The sequence below is a fragment of the Candidatus Peregrinibacteria bacterium genome (genome assembly GCA_016699145.1).
GTDB lineage: Bacteria > Patescibacteriota > Gracilibacteria > UBA1369 > 2-02-FULL-48-14.
This window is the reverse complement of record CP064962.1, coordinates 24,938-42,394: the sequence shown is the minus strand read 5'-3', so window position 1 is coordinate 42,394 and position 17,457 is coordinate 24,938. Positions and strand designations below refer to the sequence as shown.

Below are 17,457 nucleotides of genomic sequence, written 5' to 3'. Positions count from 1 at the left end.
TTAACAGCTCCTAGACCCGAGTGGCCAGCCAATAGCTTTGGAGAGTAATCCCCAATCTATGCGAAGTTGGTTTACGAATTTGTGAGTTCAGTATAGCATGGGGCTAGTATTCTTTATTTTTTCTATGGCACCCTACGTTGATGGCTTTGTCTTGGCTATTAAAAAGGATAAACTCGATGCTTATAAACAAATGGCTTCCCTCGGTGGAAAGATTTGGATGAAGCATGGCGCTCTGGCGTATTATGAATGCGTGGGTGAGGACATGACGCCTCCTCAGATGGAGATGCCTGAAGACCATCCAGACATGGGCAAGATGATGACTTTTCCTGAAATGCTCAAAACAAGTGTAGAGGAAGTGCCTGTGTTTTCATTTATCATTTTCAAGTCACGCGAACATCGTGATGAAGTGAACGCCAAAGTGATGGCCGATCCTGAAATGAGTCCGGAGCAATACAAAGACATGGAAATGCCGATGGACATGAATCGCATGGCGTATGGAGGGTTCCAGAGTTTTGTGAATCATCAGGTTTAAATTACTCTACTTATGAACACTTGTGCTTCCTGTTCCATGCCTCTGGATGAGGCGCACGGTTTTGGCACCGCTACTGAGTTCGGTCAGGTTTGCCAGTACTGTTTAGGCAGTGACGGCAAAATCAAAGACTGTGCCGAAATCTTTGAAGGTGGCATTCAATTTTTCATGACGATTGAAGGAGTGAGCGATCGAGCCATGGGTGAACGTCTGACTCGAAAAAATATGAAAAATTCTCCTTATTGGAAAACGCATCCCAATGCTTGTCTGGAGGGAGAGGAAGCCAGCGACGAGGAATTTTATGCTGTTCTTCTAAGCTTTAATTCAGAATTTTTATGAAAAAACGCGTTTTTAAGTTTTTCATCCCTTTGGTTCTTGCCTTTCTCCTTGTATTGAGCCTTACCCATTTGCAAATCTTCCCTTGTGAAACTTTTATTTGGGACTCCACTCAAGGATACTATTTTTCTCTGTGCGCTTTGATTGATGAAGACGGAAAATTCCTTTTCCCCGGGGACCCTTACTACGGCCCCATTCTTACGATTTGGACTTGGCTGAGTGCCTTTGGGATCCTTTTAGTGCTTCCCTATCTTCTGGCTTTGGGTTTAAATCGCATTCTGAAAAATTGACTCGCTCTATTTCCTCAAAATCTTTTCCATGGCCTTCCCTTTGGCCAATTCATCGATCAATTTGTCCAAATAGCGGATTTTTTGCATGAGTTTATCCTTCATTTCTTCCACACGCCAACCGCAAATAACCCCTGTGATTTTTGAGGCGTTGGGATGGATCTGCGGTGCCTCTGCAAAAAAGGTTTTGAAATCAAGCGCTTTGTTGATTTGCTGCTCCAGTTCTTGCTCATTGTAGCCCGTCAACCAGCAAATGATGGCGTCCACCTCTGCCTTTGAGCGGCCTTTTTTCTCTGCCTTTTTAACATAAAGCGGATAAACGCTGGCAAAGGAAATGGCGAAAATTCTTGTATTGTCCATGGGTTTTATAATACAGCAAGTTTATATCTTTCCTTCATGACTTTTAAGGAAGCTTTGATAAGTTCCTTTAATATTCCCAGATCAATGTCCGATAAATGTTTGATGTAAAGGCAGGACCCGCCACTCACTTTGTGTTTTCCTATTTTTTTCAAAAACTTTTCTTGGTCTTTGAACCCGCACATGATGTAGAGGGTGATGTTTTTCTTTCTAGGGGAGAATCCCGTCAGTGGCCAGTCCCCTTCTTGCTTGCTTCGTTCAGATTTGTAATGGTAAGAACCAAAGCCCACAATGCTGTCCCCCCACATGGCCGGTTTTTCCTCTGTTATTTCTTCGAAAATTTTCGCTAGTTCTTGGCAGTCTTTACGTTTTTTCTCATCTTCCACTGCAGCCAAAAATGCAGAGACACTTGCCTTGGTCTTTTTAGTTTTGAGTTCTGCCATACGTGAGAGGGTTAAAATCTAATTGTTTCACTTTTTCACTTTGATATAATACTCTAGTCCACTCATAAAAATGAATACTATACCCATCCTCTCCATTGTTTTGGAGCTTGTCATCGCTATTTTGGCGCTCTTCATTGCTGTGCGCGGACGCTTTTACATGATGGGCCTTGCCCTCACCTTTGGCATTTACGTTTACTACGATTTGGCCCGTCTTTATGAATGGCCTGTTTCGGAATCTGTGCTTTCCGTCGTATTCTTGGTAGCCACCTTGGCCGCTTTGATTTCGGTTATTGGGATTTTTAGAGGCAGTTCAAAAGGGTATTAGTTCTGCGGAGAAAGCACCTGCGAAGAAAAATTTGACATGTGGTTCGGTTGTTCTATACTCAAGGATAAGCTAACCGTTTGTGTATGGCATCTGCTTTGGATAGTCATGTTGAGGACGGTGGGAGGGGTCAGGGTGAAAGACCGGATGATCTTTTGGTTTATGCGAAAATTTTGGGCGCGTCTCGTGATGCAGTTGAGGCTGCTTTGGAGGAGCTGGCAGAGAAGATGGCAAAAGATCCTTCGATACAAGGAGTAACTTTAGGAATGATTTACGCTCAAATCAATGAAATAAGACTGAGGGAAGGTAAGGAGTCTTTATCTCCTACTGAAAGATATTTGAGTTTTGAAAATACGCGAAATAGATTGGCTACTGCTTTAATAGAAGCGGAAGGAGATAGTGAAGAAACAGGTGTCTTTGGAGGTTTGGAAGGGGATGAAGGTCTACTAGGGAGAGGTGTAGTGGGACCTGATGAGCCTACTCTAGTGATGTCGTTAAAAGCTCCGGCTCCCAAGACTACAAATTTAAGAGGAAGAACTCCCCCACCTATCACAGCGGTTTCACCAAATTTATTTAACCTAGCCGGAGCATACGCATTGCTAGAAGAGGAAGTCCCTGGAGATAATGTTCTCTCACTGGATACGGTGGAAAAATTAGCAACAGCAGGAGATACCGATGCCATAGAACTTATGAGAATCAGAAAAAACTGTGCTGACCGCACCTCTAATCCTCAACCCCCTTCAAACCCTGCATCTCTTACAGATGATCCTGAACCTTCTCAGCCGAGTCTCCATGGGGCTCCACTCCTTCCTGAACAACTCACGCCTACAAGGTTCGAAGCTTTACTAGAAACGGTTGAACAATATTTGCCAACATTCACTGCTGCATTGCGCAAAGTAATGGGGGAAATTGATGATTTTTTGCGACTTTAAGAAAATGCGTCCAAGCTCAGTTGCTATCCACTGTTTTTTACCTGACTGCACAAGTAAGAGGTAAGGGTAGTTTTATTTCATCTCTTAAGCTTGAATTGGTTTCTACATGCACACTCACCGAGGGCATGTCTCTCAAGGGAATTGATAATAAAGGTCGGTAAGACTCCACCAATTGACTATTCATCCTCTTATAACTGAGAATAGATTTGTCTACTAGCTCTGCACCATACACCAATCTCACGCACGGATCTGTTAGATTAGTATAAGGATACACTACTAGGCTTTCTCTCTCTGAACAATAAATTGCCTCCCGTCGCCCAAGGGGGTCTATAGCAGGTGTTAGCATGTTGAAATAGACAGCAGGCTTCAAATATTGATGCCAATCAGGTATAGTGAACCCAAACTCAGACAATGCACTTATTGGATCAACGCCAAAGGAGCCCCATCCGAACTTAAGGATATCATCATTCTCAAGAGGAACCCCCAAGTAAGAAGGCTTGCCGCAAGCTAATATTGAAAGCCGGTCTTGCCTTAAATGAACGGGCTGTGGCCCCCAGCCCATTCGAGACATGTAAGCGAGACGCTCCCAGTTTTCCCTCAGAAATTTGTCCTACGATTTGAGTTGCCAGATTGTTTGGCTCGACTCGATCCCACTCTGCTCCATAAGAACCAGATAGCAACCGCCTTGAGAGACTTGTATCAAGACGCTCAGGAGAGGGTAAATGTGTGTGCAAGAAATATAAAAGCTTGCCTCGAAAGCTTTCTCTTATCCGTGGAATTGAAGATCTAGAAGCTTTTAATTCAGCCCGAGGAGATGTCCAACCAAATCGTTCAATGACCATGGCATGAACTGGATTTTCCGCTTCAGGTGTGGTCAATGGCTTTTCTGACTTAACGAAACAAGCTGAGAAGAATCCTCTATGCTGAGCTTTTAATGCTTCCAATCTCTGTATTGCCCGAGTAAATTGTACCGATTGCATGTCGTCTATTATTGCTTTAACCCTTGGATCCACTGGTTTGACCACTGATATTTCCCCTTCCGGAGTGTCAACTGAACCAAGTTGGTGAACGATTGGGCTGTTTCTTAATTCATCTATTTTGCTTTGCAGTTGCGTTACCTCTTCTAAGTCACTTGAATTCAAGGGGCGACGTTCGAGGATTAAAGTCAACGGTACATGATCATCTTCGCATTTGTTAATCATAGTAGAGGATGACGAGCAGCGACCCGATCTGTCGTGACAATACTGCTCATAATGGAACAACGTTTTTCGTGTTAAGATTAACCTACAGTCTGTTTTTAGTTCTACATACATGGGAACTCTTGCATCTATTATCTCATTATTGGAATATATTTCACGCATGATTCTGTTCAAACACACCCAGGCCGACTGTGGATTGGTGATCGATTCAGCTAGAAACCTCTTCTGAATGACAGCAACACCAGAATGGTCGGGCATAGGTCTAGGTTTTGGAATGCAAGTAATCCCCCACGTTGGGATTGCAGCGTAATGACCCCAAGGTGATAAACCAACCAAAGTTGAAACTTCATCTAAACCAGCTAGCATGGAACGCTGTACCAAGATCCCCATATAGCTTTTATTGTGCTCTGGATGAACAGACCAATTTACAGCAAAGCCAAATAGTCTCTTCCGCATTTCTTCCCCTCGTCCCAATGGGGTAAAAAGTAACCAAGCTTCTCCCTTTTGAAGATTTTGATAAACATTCTCTGGCAATGCAGTTAAAAACTTCTTTAAATCTTCTTCTGTTGGTGGAGGGCAATCTCCCTGTAAGGGTTTCTCTATGATAGGCTTAACTGCTTCCATACCCTCTGCATAAAGTTGGTTCAGCAATTTTTCTGGAATACCTTCTCGATAACACGGTTGGTCTTCATGGTTGTTACCCTTCAGAGCTGACACGCTACTTATTAATGTTCGAACTGTTGCAATAGGTGAACCATGTTGAGCAAAATTATCGTTAAAAGGACTATTGGTTGGAAATACCTGTGGACATAACAAAGATCTTAAAATCCTCTCATCATCAGTTTGAGGGAAAAACAGTTTTCTTAAAGTGCATGTAAGTGTTTTTGGATTCTCATCCGGATGTATACCTCCTTCACGAAGCCTGTCATTGAATTCTTGAGATTTCATAAGTTAATTTTTTAATTACTCCGCCCAAATTACATAAGCCGCGCCGGCATTGCTATAGCCTGAGTCGTCATTAGCTAGTGCTCCAACGATGAAACAAAGATCGTTATTGATCAAAGTTCCTCCAAAAGAGACGCTGGATCCCGCTTGGTCACCCGTAAGCTCACCATTGAAAGCAGTGAAAAGAGGGTCTGTGGTGGCCATTGCGCTAAAAGCAGCGCTTTGACCATATAAAAGATAGGCAGCACCCGCATTGGTTCCAACAGAGGAGTCTACACTACGGCTACCGAGCAAAATCTCCCCATAGCCGTCTCCATTTAAATCACCCAACCCTGCCAAATCACCTTCACCAAGGCGTTCTTGCAGGTCAACTCCCATAATCTCTACAATGGAGCTTGAACCCAAACTTGTCACTCGAGTGGCATTTTGCCTTGAAGTTCCATACACTAAATAGACCGCACCCGTCTGATTCAAACCACCATCGCTATTTAGTGGAGCGCCCACCAAAATTTCTCCATAACCGTCACCATTCACATCTCCCGCAAAAGCAATCTCATCTCCAGCGTTATCTCCCGTATTTTCACCCACAAATTTATAAACAGAGGTGGCAGATAAAGAACGAGAAGCAATGCTGGCACCTCCGTACACCACATAAACAGCACCTCTACCTGCTGGAGCTCCAATGATGACATCACTGTATCCATCGGCATCAATGTCACCCCCAGCCACCGAAGTGCCTGAAAGGCTGTCCGTGGTGGCTCCTACAAAACGTTTAATAGAGTTGGCACTGCCTAAAGTTCTATCTTGATAGCGCGTACTTCGTCCTAAAACCAAATAGGTGGCTCCAACCCAACCATTGGTATTGCTGTAATAAGGGGCTCCAATAAGAAAATCTTCATAGCCATCGTTGTTCACATCACCAGCAGCCGAAACTGAAGTTCCAGCTGAACTTTCAGCCTCCCCAAGAAAACGAACGACAGAACTAGAGCTTAAGGAAACAGAGGTATAACGGGTGGATTGCCCATACACAAGGTACGCTGCCCCTTCGTAGGTTTCTTCTCCGGAGGAGTAAGCGTAAGCGCCAATCACAAAATCGTCGTATCCATCCGCATTGACATCTCCTACGCCCGCTACGGATGAACCTGAATAAGACGACTCCGCTTCACCAGAGAATTCTGCAACTATTGAGCTACCACCCAATAATGGAAAATTGGGTATGCGAGTTTCGTTAGCCGTTTGGTAAATAGGGCCATACACTAAATAAGTAGCCCCTGCATTAGTAGCGGCATCACTATTTTGAGGAGCACCTACCAAAAAATCATCGTAACCATCACCATCCACGTCCCCTGCAGCTGCCACACTGGCTCCAGCAAGATCAGAAGTCCATTCTCCGACAAATTCTTGAATGGCGTAACCACCCTCTGAGGTGCTGGTCAAAGAAACCGCTTGAACCGGAAGGACTAAAACGAAACTCAAGGCCAAAGCAAAGAATGAAAGGCGTTTTTTAGTTTGCATAAGAGGTGTTAAAGACTGAATCTTAGCATAAAGTCAGTCGGAGTCAAATGCATTGTCCTCGTCCTTTCTTTGGCTTTAGCGACGGCGACGATGATGGGAAGCTCCACGAGAGCGAGAAGGTCTAGATGAAGTTCCGGCGGAATAACCCCCTCGAGGATTGCGTCGAAATTTAGCTCCACGAGAACGAGGAGCGTGCGCTTCAAAGGGAACTCTAAAATGCACGTCCAATTCCTTTCGAATCAGGCGTTGAATGAGTTCTAGATCTTTGCGTTGATCAGGTGTGGCAAAAGAAAGTGCAACCCCTTCGTGGCCTGCTCGGCCCGTGCGTCCGATGCGATGCACGTAATCCTCTGCATTTTCAGGCAGGTCGAAATTCACCACCATTCCAATTTCCTTCACGTCGATGCCACGAGCGGCAATGTCGGTGGCCACTAAAATTCGATAATAACCTGTTTTAAATCCCTCCAAGGCCTTTCTCCTTTGACCGAGCGTGCGGTCGGAATGAATTTCAGCCGCTGTGAATCCGGCGTCTTGCAAAGCGCGAGTGAGCTTTGAGGCTCCGTGCTTGGTGCGAGTGAAAACTAAAACAGTCTCTTTAAACGTGGTGAGTAAAGCTCTGAGTTCTTTGATTTTCTCCTCTTTAGGAAGCACTAGAAAAGCTTGTTCCACCTGCTCAGAAGCGGTTCCCGCAGGGGCCAATTCAATGCGGAGTGGGCTCTTCATGTAAGAGTGTGCCATTTGTGTGAGGTTGGCGGGCATGGTGGCCGAGAACATCATGGTTTGGCGTTCTTGAGGTACTTGTTTTAAAATTTCACGAATTTGAGGTTCAAAACCCATGTCGAGCATGCGATCCGCTTCGTCCAAAACCAAAATGCTCACCTTGGCGAGATTTAAGTTTTTTTGCTTGAGATGATCGATGAGTCGTCCAGGCGTTGCAATAATAACATTCACCCGAGCTTTGAGTTGACGCTTTTGTTTGAAAATGGGGGCTCCGCCAATGAGCAAAGCGGTGCACAGTCCCAAATGTCCGGCCACTTTAAGAAGGCCTTCTTCCACTTGAATGGCCAATTCACGGGTTGGAACTAAGATCAATCCTTGAAAACCAGTGCCACCCATCAAGCGTTGCAACATGGGCAATCCAAATGCAAAGGTTTTACCCGTACCGGTTTGCGCAATTCCTATCATGTCTTTTCCGGCGGTTGCCACAGGAATAGCCTGATGTTGAATCGGCGTAGGAGTGCTGAGTTTGAGGCGTTGAAGGGCGTCGAGGAGTTTGGGATGGAGTCCTAAATGTTCGAAGCTGCTGTTTGATTCTGTGTTGGTTTCCATATCCCAGATATTAGACCAAAAAAAAATCTGCAAGTCAATAGCAAGAACCAGGAAAAGTGTTTTGCCTTAGCCTTTAGAGGACCTTTAATCCTTTTTCGCCGTTTTTTTAGCTGCTGGTTTCTTAGCCACCGTCTTTTTTTCTACCTTTTCTGCTTTAGGCTCGGCTTTCACCTCTTTGTCTTCTTCTTCTTTTGCTGGAACAGACGTCTTCCTTTCTACCGCAGAAATTTTCAAGACTTTAATGGCCGTGAAAGCTTGACGGTGCCCTTGAGTTTTGTGATAACGCTTTTTGGCTTTCATCTTGAACACACGGATCTTTTCACCCAAACCTTGTTCCACCACCTGGCATTCTACATGAGCCCCAACCACAAAAGGCATGCCGAGCTTCACTTCACTCCCATCTTCTTCCGCCATCAAAAGCACCTCGTTGATTTTGAAGTTTTTTCCCGCTTCCAAATCTAATTTTTCCACTTCAAGCTCATCTTTTTCACGAACTTTGTACTGCTTACCTCCAAAATAAACGACTGCGAACATAAGAATTTAGATAAATGCTGGGTTACTTTAAGGAAAAATATGGGCCTTTGCAAGCTTATTTTATTTTACGAGCCATTCTTCCATTTGCAGACAGACTTTGGGAATTTCATTTTTAAGCACGCTTTCTTCTTCTTCGGTAAAAGGAGCCAGAACAAAGGCATCCAGGGGCATTTGCTCGGGAGCGCTTTGACCTCGAGATTCAATGCCGATGCGCAAACGTGGGAAGTCGAGGGTTGCGAGATTTTGAATGAGCGATTTCATTCCATTGTGAGTGCCCGCAGAACCTTTTTCACGATAACGCAAGGTGCCGAGTGGCAAATCGACATCGTCGTAAACCACAAGCAAGTTTTTGGGTTCCAGTTTATAAAATTGTAGCACTTCTTGAACCGCTTCGCCTGAAAGATTCATGAATGTGACCGGTTTGAGCAGCAGAACTTTTTTAAAACCTTGCCCCTTTTCAGAGATCCAGGCTTTGCCACGCAATTCAAAAGGTGGAAATTCGTTTTTTTGAGCAAAAGCATCCAGGGCACGAAAGCCCACGTTGTGGCGAGTTTTTTCATATTTTTCCCCTGGGTTCCCCAGGCCGCAGATCACTTTCATGGGTATTAAAGTTCGTGAAATTCGTAAAAGCGTGGCCCTATTTTAACGAAATCTCCGTTCATGGCTCCTTTTCTAATGAGCATTTTATGAATGCCCATTTTTTTAAGAACGTCGGCCACGCGCATGATGGCATCGGGGTACTCTGGACTGGTCATGCGGGAAATTTGTTCGATGCGTTTTCCTGTCACTTTATAAAGATTACGCTTGGGCAAGGTCTCGGCATCTAGAATTTGACCTAAGACGGGTTCTTCAAAAGTAAGGGCGTCTACTTCGTACATTGCTTCGACGTCAAAGTTGTTTTCATCCACAAAACGTGTGGGCACGTATTCCATAAAATCTTCATTCACGGTACGGGGTGTTTCATTTTTTTCACGCGTTTCGCTGACGGTTTTTTCGAGTTCAAAGATGAATTTTTCCAAACCTTCCCCACTGACACCCGAAATGAGTCGGAACTTGGATTTGAGTTTGGGATAAGCTTTGAGGAATTCTTTTTTAAGAGCTTCACGATCGGCTTCAGGGATGGAATCGATTTTATTCATGACCACGAAATAATCTTTTTTAAGCAGGGCTGGATTGTGAGCTTTGAGTTCTTTTTGTAGAATTTCAAATTGCTGAATCAAAGTGAGGTTTTCGTAACAGAAAGGATCGAGCACAAATACAAGGGTTGCGGTGCGCGAAATGTGTTTTAAAAAAGCATCTCCCAGCCCCTTGCCTTCGGAAGCGCCCTCAATGATTCCCGGCATGTCGGCGATCACAAAACTTTGCTGCTCGCTGCCGCCGAATTGACTTAGGTGCACCACTCCAAGGTTGGGGATGAGGGTGGTGAAAGGGTAAGCCGCCACTTTGGGTTTGGCTGCTGAGACGTGAGAAATGAGGGTCGATTTGCCTGCGGAGGGAAAACCCACTAGACCCACATCCGCAACCAAGCGGAGCTCCAGGCGTACACTGCGAAATTCCCCAATGTCTCCGAGCTCCGCAAACATGGGGGCTTGCCGTGTACTGGAACCAAAGTGTCCATTCCCGTAACCCCCTCGCCCCCCTGCGGCGACTTTGAGTTTGAGACCATTTTTATCGAGATCTGCAATCACTTCGTCCGATTCTTTATCGTGCACAAGAGTGCCCACGGGCACCTTTAAAACCAAGTCTTCCCCTGCATGGCCGGCCATATCGTTTTTGAAGCCATTTTCTCCATTGTGAGCTTTGTAATGCTTCTTCCCCATGAAGTGCTGGAGGGTGTTGTAGTTTTCATCCGCTTCTAAAACCAGGCTGCCTCCATTGCCCCCGTCTCCTCCGTCAGGCCCGCCGGCTTCCACGTATTTTTCGCGGTGAAAAAATAGGGCTCCATTGCCGCCTTTTCCTCCTTCCAATTCTAGGGACACTTCATCGAAAAACATAAGATTCGGATTAAATTTTGATCTTGATTTAGCGAAGGGCCTTGATCACGGTTTCGAAGGTTTCATAAGGCCAAGCTCCCACCAATTTCTTTCCGTTCACGAAGAAAGTGGGCGTACCGCCTATGCCATAACTCCTACCCGCTACATAATCGGCTTCCACTTCTGCTTGCATCTCTTCTGTATCGAGACAGTTTTTAATGTCGACGTCCAAATTGTCTTTAGCTAAGGCAATGAGTTGCTCCTTGGCGTCGGATTTGCCGGACCAAGCGGTTTGATTGTTGAATAAAAGATCGTGCATTTCAAAGTACGCGAGGTCTGGATCTTCCTCCATAGTATAAGCCCTCACACATTCAGCCGATTGAGCGGCCAACTTGGCTTCAGGGTGGCTTCCCGCGGGGAAGTCCCGAATCACGAGGCGCACAATGCCTGCATCTACATAGTTCTTAAGGAGAGAAGGAAGCGTGTCTGCATGGAAGCGTCCACACCAGTAACATTGAAAATCGCTGAATTCAATAATGGTTACGGGTGCATCATCAGAACCGATGGAAGCGTCATCGTCTTCACTGACGGAAACTGTTTCCAGTTGTTCCACATTCACCGTCTCGTTACTTTCTGTGCTTTGACTGTCGACGACCACTTTATTTGCGAGCATCAGGCCTAAGATGAGACCGACGGCCAAAAAACTGAGACCGATTACAAGAGTTTGAGTGTTGTTGGACTTTGAAGCCATAGCGAGTGGATAAGTGTGCGGGCAAGATAGCACAATGCTTCTTGTTTTGCACGGAAAAATGCTGTAATTTTGCGCCCGTGCCGAAATGGCGAAACTGGCAGACGCGCGGGACTCAAAATCCCGTTCCCTTCATCGGGAGTGTGGGTTCGACCCCCACTTTCGGCACCAAAACTTATGGCTACGATAGAAGACCTACTGTCTGAGATCGATCAACTCAAGGCCCGCAATAAAAAAGTGGAGGCCGATAAGGCATGGGAAACGAGTTGGACGCGCAAAGTGCTTGTTTTGATTTTGACCTACACCGTGATGGTATTGGTGTTTTGGACGACGGGGATTGGAAATATTTTCGTGAACGCCATCGTGCCGAGTGTCGGATTCTTTTTGTCGACGCTCACGATTCCTGCGGTGAAAAAAGTGTGGCTTAAAAGGAACGTTTAAAGTTCCTCTTCCACAATCTTCTTGATGAGTCCTCCATCCGCCTTGCCTTTGAGCTTGCCCATCAGAGCCCCCATGAGCTTTCCAAGGCCACTTTTGTCGGTGATACCGAGTGCTTCTTTGGTGGCTTTGACTTCCGCACGAATGGCGTCTTCGGACATTTGCTCGGGCAAATAGGCTTGTAGAAGTGCGATTTCTGCTTCTTCCTTTTCAGCGAGTTCGGGGCGACCACCATCTTTGAATTGCTGAGCGGCGTCTTTGCGTTGTTTCACCAGTTTTTGGAGAGTATTTTGAATGATTTCTTCGGTGATTTCGGTGCCAGATCCATCCGTTTGAATTTTCATGATTTCAGCCTTGAGCATGCGAAGCACAGAGGTTTTGAGCTCATCCTTTGCGAGCATGGCCTGTTTGAGGTTTTCTTGGAGTTCGGTGAGGTTCATAGGATTGGTTAAATTGCCTTCAATATACTTCGTCGTGAGAGCCAATGTCCACCGGCACAATTTGATCATCTTTAAAAATAAAGTAAATGAGAAGTCGGTAAGAAATATTTATTGATACGCTGAAGAGTCCTTCTAAATTTCTTTTGAGCTTATGGAGTCTCAATGAAGGATGTCTAGGGTTGATGCACAAAAGCTTTAATGTTTTTTCATATGAATTGAGAACTGTAGGATTTTTTGCAAAAAACTTCTTAGCCTTCTTTTGATATGAGTCCGTTAGAAGTAATTTAAGCATGTCTCAATTCTTTGATGTGATCTTCTATACTCTTGATCTTAAAATTACCCTCAGAGATATCTTTTTCAGTTGCTGCTAAAGCAGCTTCCAATTCACATTCCCTTAGGTGATTGTAATGTTCTATGGTTAAAACCACGTAAGTGTTTTTCCCGCGGACGGATACAACTGCTTCTTTAAATCTCTTCGTCCTTTCCTTTAAAATTTGTGTGCCTTTGGTTTTTAGTTCTTGTGCGGTGAGGGTGTTATTCATAATACTGTATTTAGTGCTTTTAATAATACTATGAATAGTACTATGAATAGTACTAAACATCAAGCTCTTCATATAATTCCTCCAAAATCTTCCCTGCCAAACTTTTGCCCACCACACTGGCGATGTCGGCTTCACTGGCTTTTTTGATCTGTTCGACGGAGCCGAAGTATTCCAGAAGTTTCATTTTTCCGACGTCCCCGAGGCCACTCACTTTATCCAGGGCGGATTCAGTGAGGTGTTGTTTGCGGGTGGAGCGTTGGAAGGTTATGGCGAAGCGATGGGCTTCATTGCGGATGCGCTGCAAAAGGTAAGAAGCTTTGGAGTCGCTCGGCATTAAAATCGGAAAAGGTTTGCCGGGCACAAAGACCTCCTCTTCGCGTTTGGCGAGACCGATCATAGGGATGGTGCAAGCGAGTTCTTGGGCACTCTCTTGAGCGTGACTGAGTTGGCCCTTTCCCCCATCGATGACAATGAGGTCAGGTTTAGATTCAAAAGAGGCATCTTTGTGCTTGGTGGGGTCGTAAGCCAGCAGGTATTTTTTGACCTTCATATAGGGTTCAGTCTCGAGTTGGAGTAGAAATTCTTCAGGTATTTTTTTGACTTCTTCGAAGCCAAAATCTTTGTAGTACGCGCACCTATCTTCGTCGCAGCTCAGGTAAACACGTTTGGCTTTTTTGTGGTCGAAGGTCCAGCGCATTAGGGCTTTGGCAATGCCTTGTTCACGTTCGCTCGGCAGCACGTAAAGCGATTTTTGCAGGTAGCAAGCTGGACTGCTTTCGGTGAGGCGAAGGAGAGCTATCACTTTTTTATCTTTGAGCGCCACTGTGAATTCACTGAGTTCATTGCCCACGATTTGCGGTTCTTTGCGCCACTCCGTGAGCAATTCTTCGATGCCCGCCTTGTGCGTTTTGGCGGCCTTTTTAAAAGTGAGGCCGGCGGGTGCCCGGTAGAGATAAGAAAGGCGGCGATACAAAATTTCTTTCATGGATTTGAAGTCGTCGATCTCCCCTTCTGCTAAAGATTTGAGATGAAATTTACGATAATCGCTCTTTTTGGATTTTCCATTTTCAAAAACCACCATACTCGCCACGGTGTCGGAACCACCCAGGTGGGAAATGTCATAGCATTCCATGCGCTTGGGTTTTTTGGGGAGGCTGAGGTATTTTGCCAGTTCCTCCAAAGCTTCTTCATCGCGTTCTTCAAAGCCTTCCCAGCGAGCTTTGTGCTGCTTTTGAAAGCTGCGGGCGTTCTTTTCGGCAAGTTCGAGAAGTTGGTGCTTGCGACCCCGCTCAGGCACTTTTACATAAACGCGGCAGTCGGCTTGGCTGCTGAGAAAATCTTCGAGAAAGTCGGGCTCTTCGAATTCGTGAGGAATCAGCACCGTTTGGGGAAATCGGTGGCTTTGCCATAATATTGGTAAAGAAAAGCTTCCATGACTTCCACGGCTTGCTCCTCCTCCCCAGGCTCAAAACCAAAGGCGTCTGCAATGAAGTTTTCTTGATTGATGAGCTTGCCTTCACGCAGCATGAAGAGGTTGAAATAGGCCTTTCCCCCTTCGAGCACAAAGGCAAAAACGTCCATGCTGTCCTGTTCGGGTGAAGTGACCACCTGTTTGTTGGGCACCATGAGCTCTTGAAGCGCAAGGAGTTTGTCACGGAGCAGCGCGGCTTTTTCAAACTGTTTTTCAGCGGCGCAGAGGGCCATTTGATCCTTGAGTTGCTGTTCGATTTCGCTGGATTTTCCTTCGAGGAAAAGGCTGATTTTGTCGATGGATTTTTTATAGTCCTCCGGCGTGATTTTTCCGATGCAAGGGGCCGCGCAGCGTTTGATGTGATAATCCAGACAGGGGTAGGCGATGGTTTTTTTTGTGACGGTGGCGAGGCCTTTTTCGGGAAATTCGCTGTCGGGAGTCCAGGTGATGCCCAGGTCGCAGCTGCGAAACATGAATAGTTTTTGCAGGAGCATGAGAGTTTTGCGCACGGTGCCGGCGGCGGTTTTGGGGCCAAAGTAACGCGCGCCATCCTTTTCCACCTTCCGCACCAGTTGAATTTGTGGGAAATCTTCCTTAGTGATTTTGATGTAGATGTAGTTTTGTCGTCCTTCATCAAGATGTTGTACTTGGGCCGATATTCCTTGATTAGGTTGGTTTCTAGGAAAAGAGCTTCGAGATCGCTGCCCACTTCGATCCATTCGAGGTCTGCGATGCACTCCACCAATTTTTGCGTGCGCATGGGGCGATTTTGCTGTTTGCGAAAGTAGGAGCGCACACGACGACTCAAATTTTTGGCTTTGCCCACGTAAAGGATACGCCCCTCCTCATCCTTCATTTTATACACACCCGGGGTTTGCGGAAGTTTTTCCAAAAGTGATTCAATGTGGGACTTTGCCATATACCCATGGTAAAATAAGAACCTCGTGTATGGCAATGGAGCTTCCTAAACAATTGACGGTGAAACAGTCGGTGCTGGCGACCCTCGCCTATTTTGATCTTTTTGAAGTGCCCTTGACGCGCGAGGAACTCAGCGACTATTTGCTTTTCCAGAAGCCAGATGAGCGAGCCCTGGATCTTTATTTAAAAGACAGCTCTTATGTGATGCGTCGCGAGGGCTTTTTGAGTTTTCACTGGAACCCTGAGTTTTGGAAAGAGTGGGAGGAAAAACAGGCGCGCACTCGAGCCGCTTTTGCGAAAGTGGCACGGTGGCGGTGGCTTTTTCAACTCTGCCCTTTTGTGCGACTCGTTGCGGTGTGCAACAGCGTGACAATGGGCGACACGCGCAAAAACAGCGACATCGATTTGTTTGTGGTGGCTGAGCCGGGGCGACTTTTTACGGCCCGTCTGGCTTTGACGCTACTGACTTCTCTTTTTGGACTTCGGCGGCATGGACAGAAAATTCGCGAGCGCTTTTGTTTGAGTTTTTATGTGACGGAAGAAGCGCTGGATTTGAGCCCCCTGCTCTTGAAACCTTATGACATTTACTTAGGGTTTTGGGCGCAAAGCTTACAGCCTGTGGCGGGAGATTATAGTGTTTATGAGGATTTTATTGCGCTCAATTGGCCTTGGCTTTCCACTTATTTTGCTGCGCCTGTTCGACGCAAACGCTACTTTAGGGCAAGCCGCGGATGGGTTAAACTTGCACATCGCCTCCTTGAGTGGCTTCTCGACTCCGACAAGGTGGAACGTTGGTGCCGGGAAAAACAGTGGGGACGCGCGCTGGCGAAGTTTCATGAGCTGGAAGATAAAAGGGGTACGGTGATTTCGGACTCCATGCTCAAGTTTCATGACAAAGATGCACGGCTTGAGGTGCGTGAGGCGTGGCGTGCGAAGGTGGAGAAGATGATTTAGGGCCGCTAATTCTGCACAATATCATTTCAGCAAAACCATCTTCGATGGTGCCCCTTGCATGAATCTGCGATTCATGTTTTATTCAGAGACTTTTGACAAAGGCTTTGCTAAGCTCGATTTGTTCAGTACGGGGCTAGCTCTGGTGACTCTGGGCGGATCGGCAAGTTCATTTTAACATTTCAGGAGCCACCTAGGCAAGAGACTGTCGCGTACTGCGCCACAAGTATTCCACTATCTCTCTTTTCCCTTGAACTGTTTGAACCGAGTGGACAGGGCTCCTAGACGGCGCAAGAAGCGCGCTCTTTTCTTCGCGCGTCATTGTAGACCACTTCAGGCCTTCCTTGTCACGAATCTCATTGACCAGGTCCTCATCTATTCGGTTTTTTTGACCATGTACCAGTTGGTCCACCACTGTTGTGCGGACCTCCATACCACGAGGATCTCTGAGGTCACTAATGGTTTCATCAAGCGTTAGCAACCGGGACTCTTCTCCGGGAAGGATAATCATTTTAGGTCTGGGATCTTGACGATAGTTGCCTGGCCTACAGGTCAACCAATTTGCCACTATAGGTTTCGCCGTGTCGTCAAGATGGTTCAATGTAGTGTCATTTATCGGCCTAAAGCCCACCGATTTGATATAATAAGTGAATGGAGTGCCTCGATCTTCCAATCCACCATAGGGTTTCAAAGCGGGTGAAAAGTTGAATTCCCCGAATGGAAGAAAGCGCACAGCCTCTACAGAACCTATTGGTACGCTTGTATGCTTTGTGCCAAATAAAGGAGGCTCCATTGCTAGACTCATGGCTGGAAGCCCCTCCCCAGAGCGGTGGATCCAGTCTGCTTTAATCGATTCGAACGATGCCATGGCATCTGCTCTCACTCCTGAACCATGACTTGCTCTACTGGTTACGACGACCAAGGGCAAAGGCATGATGACGCGGCCTTCTTTGGCAGCTTCACGAACAGGGTCGGGTTGAGTCACATCTTGCTCAATGGCTTGTAGCCAACGAGGGACATTACTATCCCTTTTGTCCAGGCCCACAAACTCTACTTCCACGCCACCTAAAACATGAGGTGCATTTTGGATGGCTCCATTTAAGAGAGCGTTGAATGCTCTAGAGCATTCATAAAAAGGCTCTTCAGCCCTAGCGCCTCTTATAGGAGCTAAGCTCATAGCTAGGGCTGCATTTGCTTGGTCTAAATTGTGGTAAATGTTTTTAGTTGAGTTCATCGGATTTTTGAGTT

Annotated in this window: 22 protein-coding genes, 1 tRNA gene and 1 pseudogene; 8 read left to right on the top strand and 16 right to left on the bottom strand. The window is 46.1% G+C overall.

What is annotated here, in order from left to right:
- The first annotated feature begins 124 nt into the window (after nucleotides 1–124).
- From IPG41_00235 to IPG41_00225, 3 genes are read left to right on the top strand one after another with little or no spacing between them, the layout of a single operon-like run.
- Nucleotides 125–532 carry a DUF1428 domain-containing protein gene (locus IPG41_00235; GenBank protein ID QQR54996.1) on the top strand — a complete coding sequence of 136 codons (408 nt, stop codon included), beginning with the start codon at nucleotides 125–127 and terminating at the stop codon, nucleotides 530–532.
- A gap of 12 nt (nucleotides 533–544) precedes the next feature.
- Entirely contained in the window at nucleotides 545–868 is a 324-nt protein-coding gene (locus IPG41_00230) for a hypothetical protein (GenBank protein QQR54995.1), read from the top strand.
- Nucleotides 865–1,155: a hypothetical protein gene (locus IPG41_00225; GenBank protein ID QQR54994.1), complete on the top strand. Its 291-nt coding sequence runs from the start codon at nucleotides 865–867 to the stop codon at nucleotides 1,153–1,155. The genes IPG41_00230 and IPG41_00225 overlap by 4 nt, the downstream gene beginning before the upstream one ends.
- Nucleotides 1,156–1,161: 6 nt before the next feature.
- On the opposite strand, the gene IPG41_00220 is transcribed toward IPG41_00225, so the two are convergent.
- Both IPG41_00220 and IPG41_00215 read right to left on the bottom strand, forming a co-directional pair.
- On the bottom strand, nucleotides 1,162–1,512 hold the full coding sequence (locus tag IPG41_00220) for a DUF2200 domain-containing protein (protein QQR54993.1): 351 nt from the start codon (nucleotides 1,510–1,512) through the stop codon (nucleotides 1,162–1,164).
- A 5-nt stretch (nucleotides 1,513–1,517) separates the two neighbouring features.
- Nucleotides 1,518–1,952 carry a DUF1801 domain-containing protein gene (locus tag IPG41_00215; protein QQR54992.1) on the bottom strand — a complete coding sequence of 145 codons (435 nt, stop codon included), beginning with the start codon at nucleotides 1,950–1,952 and terminating at the stop codon, nucleotides 1,518–1,520.
- 70 nt (nucleotides 1,953–2,022) lie between these two features.
- On the opposite strand from IPG41_00215, the gene IPG41_00210 reads away from it, so the two are divergent.
- Both IPG41_00210 and IPG41_00205 read left to right on the top strand, forming a co-directional pair.
- Nucleotides 2,023–2,277 carry a hypothetical protein gene (locus tag IPG41_00210; protein ID QQR54991.1) on the top strand — a complete coding sequence of 85 codons (255 nt, stop codon included), beginning with the start codon at nucleotides 2,023–2,025 and terminating at the stop codon, nucleotides 2,275–2,277.
- Nucleotides 2,278–2,360: 83 nt separating this feature from the next.
- Complete coding sequence (locus IPG41_00205) at nucleotides 2,361–3,206, top strand: hypothetical protein (GenBank protein QQR54990.1); 846 nt, start codon at nucleotides 2,361–2,363, stop codon at nucleotides 3,204–3,206.
- A 470-nt stretch (nucleotides 3,207–3,676) separates the two neighbouring features.
- On the opposite strand, the gene IPG41_00200 is transcribed toward IPG41_00205, so the two are convergent.
- The 7 genes from IPG41_00200 to IPG41_00170 form a co-directional block, all read right to left on the bottom strand.
- Nucleotides 3,677–5,353 carry a hypothetical protein gene (locus IPG41_00200; protein ID QQR54989.1) on the bottom strand — a complete coding sequence of 559 codons (1,677 nt, stop codon included), beginning with the start codon at nucleotides 5,351–5,353 and terminating at the stop codon, nucleotides 3,677–3,679.
- Nucleotides 5,354–5,368: 15 nt separating this feature from the next.
- The gene (locus IPG41_00195) at nucleotides 5,369–6,865 is read right to left on the bottom strand and encodes an FG-GAP repeat protein (protein QQR54988.1); all 1,497 of its coding nucleotides are present in this window, start codon (nucleotides 6,863–6,865) and stop codon (nucleotides 5,369–5,371) included.
- 75 nt (nucleotides 6,866–6,940) lie between these two features.
- On the bottom strand, nucleotides 6,941–8,194 hold the full coding sequence (locus IPG41_00190; protein QQR54987.1) for a DEAD/DEAH box helicase: 1,254 nt from the start codon (nucleotides 8,192–8,194) through the stop codon (nucleotides 6,941–6,943).
- An 84-nt stretch (nucleotides 8,195–8,278) separates the two neighbouring features.
- Complete coding sequence (rplU, locus tag IPG41_00185) at nucleotides 8,279–8,728, bottom strand: 50S ribosomal protein L21 (protein ID QQR54986.1); 450 nt, start codon at nucleotides 8,726–8,728, stop codon at nucleotides 8,279–8,281.
- Between the two features lie 60 nt (nucleotides 8,729–8,788).
- Nucleotides 8,789–9,328, bottom strand: a complete 540-nt coding sequence (locus tag IPG41_00180) for an aminoacyl-tRNA hydrolase (protein ID QQR54985.1) — start codon at nucleotides 9,326–9,328, stop codon at nucleotides 8,789–8,791.
- Nucleotides 9,329–9,333: 5 nt separating this feature from the next.
- Complete coding sequence (gene obgE / locus IPG41_00175) at nucleotides 9,334–10,722, bottom strand: GTPase ObgE (GenBank protein ID QQR54984.1); 1,389 nt, start codon at nucleotides 10,720–10,722, stop codon at nucleotides 9,334–9,336.
- 28 nt (nucleotides 10,723–10,750) lie between these two features.
- Nucleotides 10,751–11,452, bottom strand: coding sequence for a DsbA family protein (locus tag IPG41_00170; GenBank protein QQR54983.1), 702 nt, complete (start codon nucleotides 11,450–11,452; stop codon nucleotides 10,751–10,753).
- Between the two features lie 79 nt (nucleotides 11,453–11,531).
- Between IPG41_00170 and IPG41_00165 the strand changes: the two genes are divergently transcribed.
- Both IPG41_00165 and IPG41_00160 read left to right on the top strand, forming a co-directional pair.
- Nucleotides 11,532–11,620, top strand: a tRNA-Leu gene (locus tag IPG41_00165).
- Between the two features lie 6 nt (nucleotides 11,621–11,626).
- Nucleotides 11,627–11,890: a hypothetical protein gene (locus IPG41_00160; protein ID QQR54982.1), complete on the top strand. Its 264-nt coding sequence runs from the start codon at nucleotides 11,627–11,629 to the stop codon at nucleotides 11,888–11,890.
- On the opposite strand, the gene IPG41_00155 is transcribed toward IPG41_00160, so the two are convergent.
- From IPG41_00155 to IPG41_00130, 6 genes and pseudogenes are all read right to left on the bottom strand, one after another.
- On the bottom strand, nucleotides 11,887–12,327 hold the full coding sequence (locus IPG41_00155; protein QQR54981.1) for a GatB/YqeY domain-containing protein: 441 nt from the start codon (nucleotides 12,325–12,327) through the stop codon (nucleotides 11,887–11,889). The two genes, IPG41_00160 and IPG41_00155, sit on opposite strands and share 4 nt — an antisense overlap.
- Nucleotides 12,328–12,346: 19 nt before the next feature.
- Nucleotides 12,347–12,619: a type II toxin-antitoxin system RelE/ParE family toxin gene (locus IPG41_00150; protein ID QQR54980.1), complete on the bottom strand. Its 273-nt coding sequence runs from the start codon at nucleotides 12,617–12,619 to the stop codon at nucleotides 12,347–12,349.
- A complete protein-coding gene (locus tag IPG41_00145; protein QQR54979.1) occupies nucleotides 12,612–12,869 on the bottom strand; it encodes a type II toxin-antitoxin system prevent-host-death family antitoxin in 258 nt (85 codons plus the stop codon). Before IPG41_00145 ends, IPG41_00150 begins: the two co-directional genes overlap by 8 nt.
- Before the next feature lie 52 nt (nucleotides 12,870–12,921).
- Nucleotides 12,922–14,250, bottom strand: coding sequence for a GNAT family N-acetyltransferase (locus IPG41_00140; GenBank protein ID QQR54978.1), 1,329 nt, complete (start codon nucleotides 14,248–14,250; stop codon nucleotides 12,922–12,924).
- Nucleotides 14,244–15,059 (bottom strand): UvrB/UvrC motif-containing protein, encoded by an 816-nt coding sequence (locus IPG41_00135; protein QQR54977.1) that lies wholly within the window; start codon nucleotides 15,057–15,059, stop codon nucleotides 14,244–14,246. The genes IPG41_00140 and IPG41_00135 overlap by 7 nt, the downstream gene beginning before the upstream one ends.
- A pseudogene (locus IPG41_00130) lies at nucleotides 14,981–15,259 on the bottom strand (GIY-YIG nuclease family protein). Before IPG41_00130 ends, IPG41_00135 begins: the two are co-directional and overlap by 79 nt.
- Before the next feature lie 29 nt (nucleotides 15,260–15,288).
- On the opposite strand from IPG41_00130, the gene IPG41_00125 reads away from it, so the two are divergent.
- The gene (locus tag IPG41_00125) at nucleotides 15,289–16,212 is read left to right on the top strand and encodes a hypothetical protein (protein QQR54976.1); all 924 of its coding nucleotides are present in this window, start codon (nucleotides 15,289–15,291) and stop codon (nucleotides 16,210–16,212) included.
- A gap of 190 nt (nucleotides 16,213–16,402) precedes the next feature.
- Here the strand turns inward: IPG41_00125 and IPG41_00120 are convergent, their stop codons facing one another.
- Complete coding sequence (locus tag IPG41_00120) at nucleotides 16,403–17,443, bottom strand: hypothetical protein (GenBank protein ID QQR54975.1); 1,041 nt, start codon at nucleotides 17,441–17,443, stop codon at nucleotides 16,403–16,405.
- Between the last annotated feature and the right edge of the window lie 14 nt (nucleotides 17,444–17,457).

Coding starts and splice junctions, on each gene's coding strand:
- IPG41_00235 (QQR54996.1), top strand. CDS start 125: ATGGCACCCTACGTTGATGGCTTTGTCTTGGCTATTAAAAAGGATAAA.
- IPG41_00230 (QQR54995.1), top strand. CDS start 545: ATGAACACTTGTGCTTCCTGTTCCATGCCTCTGGATGAGGCGCACGGT.
- IPG41_00225 (QQR54994.1), top strand. CDS start 865: ATGAAAAAACGCGTTTTTAAGTTTTTCATCCCTTTGGTTCTTGCCTTT.
- IPG41_00220 (QQR54993.1), bottom strand. CDS start 1,512: ATGGACAATACAAGAATTTTCGCCATTTCCTTTGCCAGCGTTTATCCG.
- IPG41_00215 (QQR54992.1), bottom strand. CDS start 1,952: ATGGCAGAACTCAAAACTAAAAAGACCAAGGCAAGTGTCTCTGCATTT.
- IPG41_00210 (QQR54991.1), top strand. CDS start 2,023: ATGAATACTATACCCATCCTCTCCATTGTTTTGGAGCTTGTCATCGCT.
- IPG41_00205 (QQR54990.1), top strand. CDS start 2,361: ATGGCATCTGCTTTGGATAGTCATGTTGAGGACGGTGGGAGGGGTCAG.
- IPG41_00200 (QQR54989.1), bottom strand. CDS start 5,353: ATGAAATCTCAAGAATTCAATGACAGGCTTCGTGAAGGAGGTATACAT.
- IPG41_00195 (QQR54988.1), bottom strand. CDS start 6,865: ATGCAAACTAAAAAACGCCTTTCATTCTTTGCTTTGGCCTTGAGTTTC.
- IPG41_00190 (QQR54987.1), bottom strand. CDS start 8,194: ATGGAAACCAACACAGAATCAAACAGCAGCTTCGAACATTTAGGACTC.
- rplU (QQR54986.1), bottom strand. CDS start 8,728: ATGTTCGCAGTCGTTTATTTTGGAGGTAAGCAGTACAAAGTTCGTGAA.
- IPG41_00180 (QQR54985.1), bottom strand. CDS start 9,328: ATGAAAGTGATCTGCGGCCTGGGGAACCCAGGGGAAAAATATGAAAAA.
- obgE (QQR54984.1), bottom strand. CDS start 10,722: ATGTTTTTCGATGAAGTGTCCCTAGAATTGGAAGGAGGAAAAGGCGGC.
- IPG41_00170 (QQR54983.1), bottom strand. CDS start 11,452: ATGGCTTCAAAGTCCAACAACACTCAAACTCTTGTAATCGGTCTCAGT.
- IPG41_00160 (QQR54982.1), top strand. CDS start 11,627: ATGGCTACGATAGAAGACCTACTGTCTGAGATCGATCAACTCAAGGCC.
- IPG41_00155 (QQR54981.1), bottom strand. CDS start 12,327: ATGAACCTCACCGAACTCCAAGAAAACCTCAAACAGGCCATGCTCGCA.
- IPG41_00150 (QQR54980.1), bottom strand. CDS start 12,619: ATGCTTAAATTACTTCTAACGGACTCATATCAAAAGAAGGCTAAGAAG.
- IPG41_00145 (QQR54979.1), bottom strand. CDS start 12,869: ATGAATAACACCCTCACCGCACAAGAACTAAAAACCAAAGGCACACAA.
- IPG41_00135 (QQR54977.1), bottom strand. CDS start 15,059: ATGGATCGAAGTGGGCAGCGATCTCGAAGCTCTTTTCCTAGAAACCAA.
- IPG41_00125 (QQR54976.1), top strand. CDS start 15,289: ATGGCAATGGAGCTTCCTAAACAATTGACGGTGAAACAGTCGGTGCTG.
- IPG41_00120 (QQR54975.1), bottom strand. CDS start 17,443: ATGAACTCAACTAAAAACATTTACCACAATTTAGACCAAGCAAATGCA.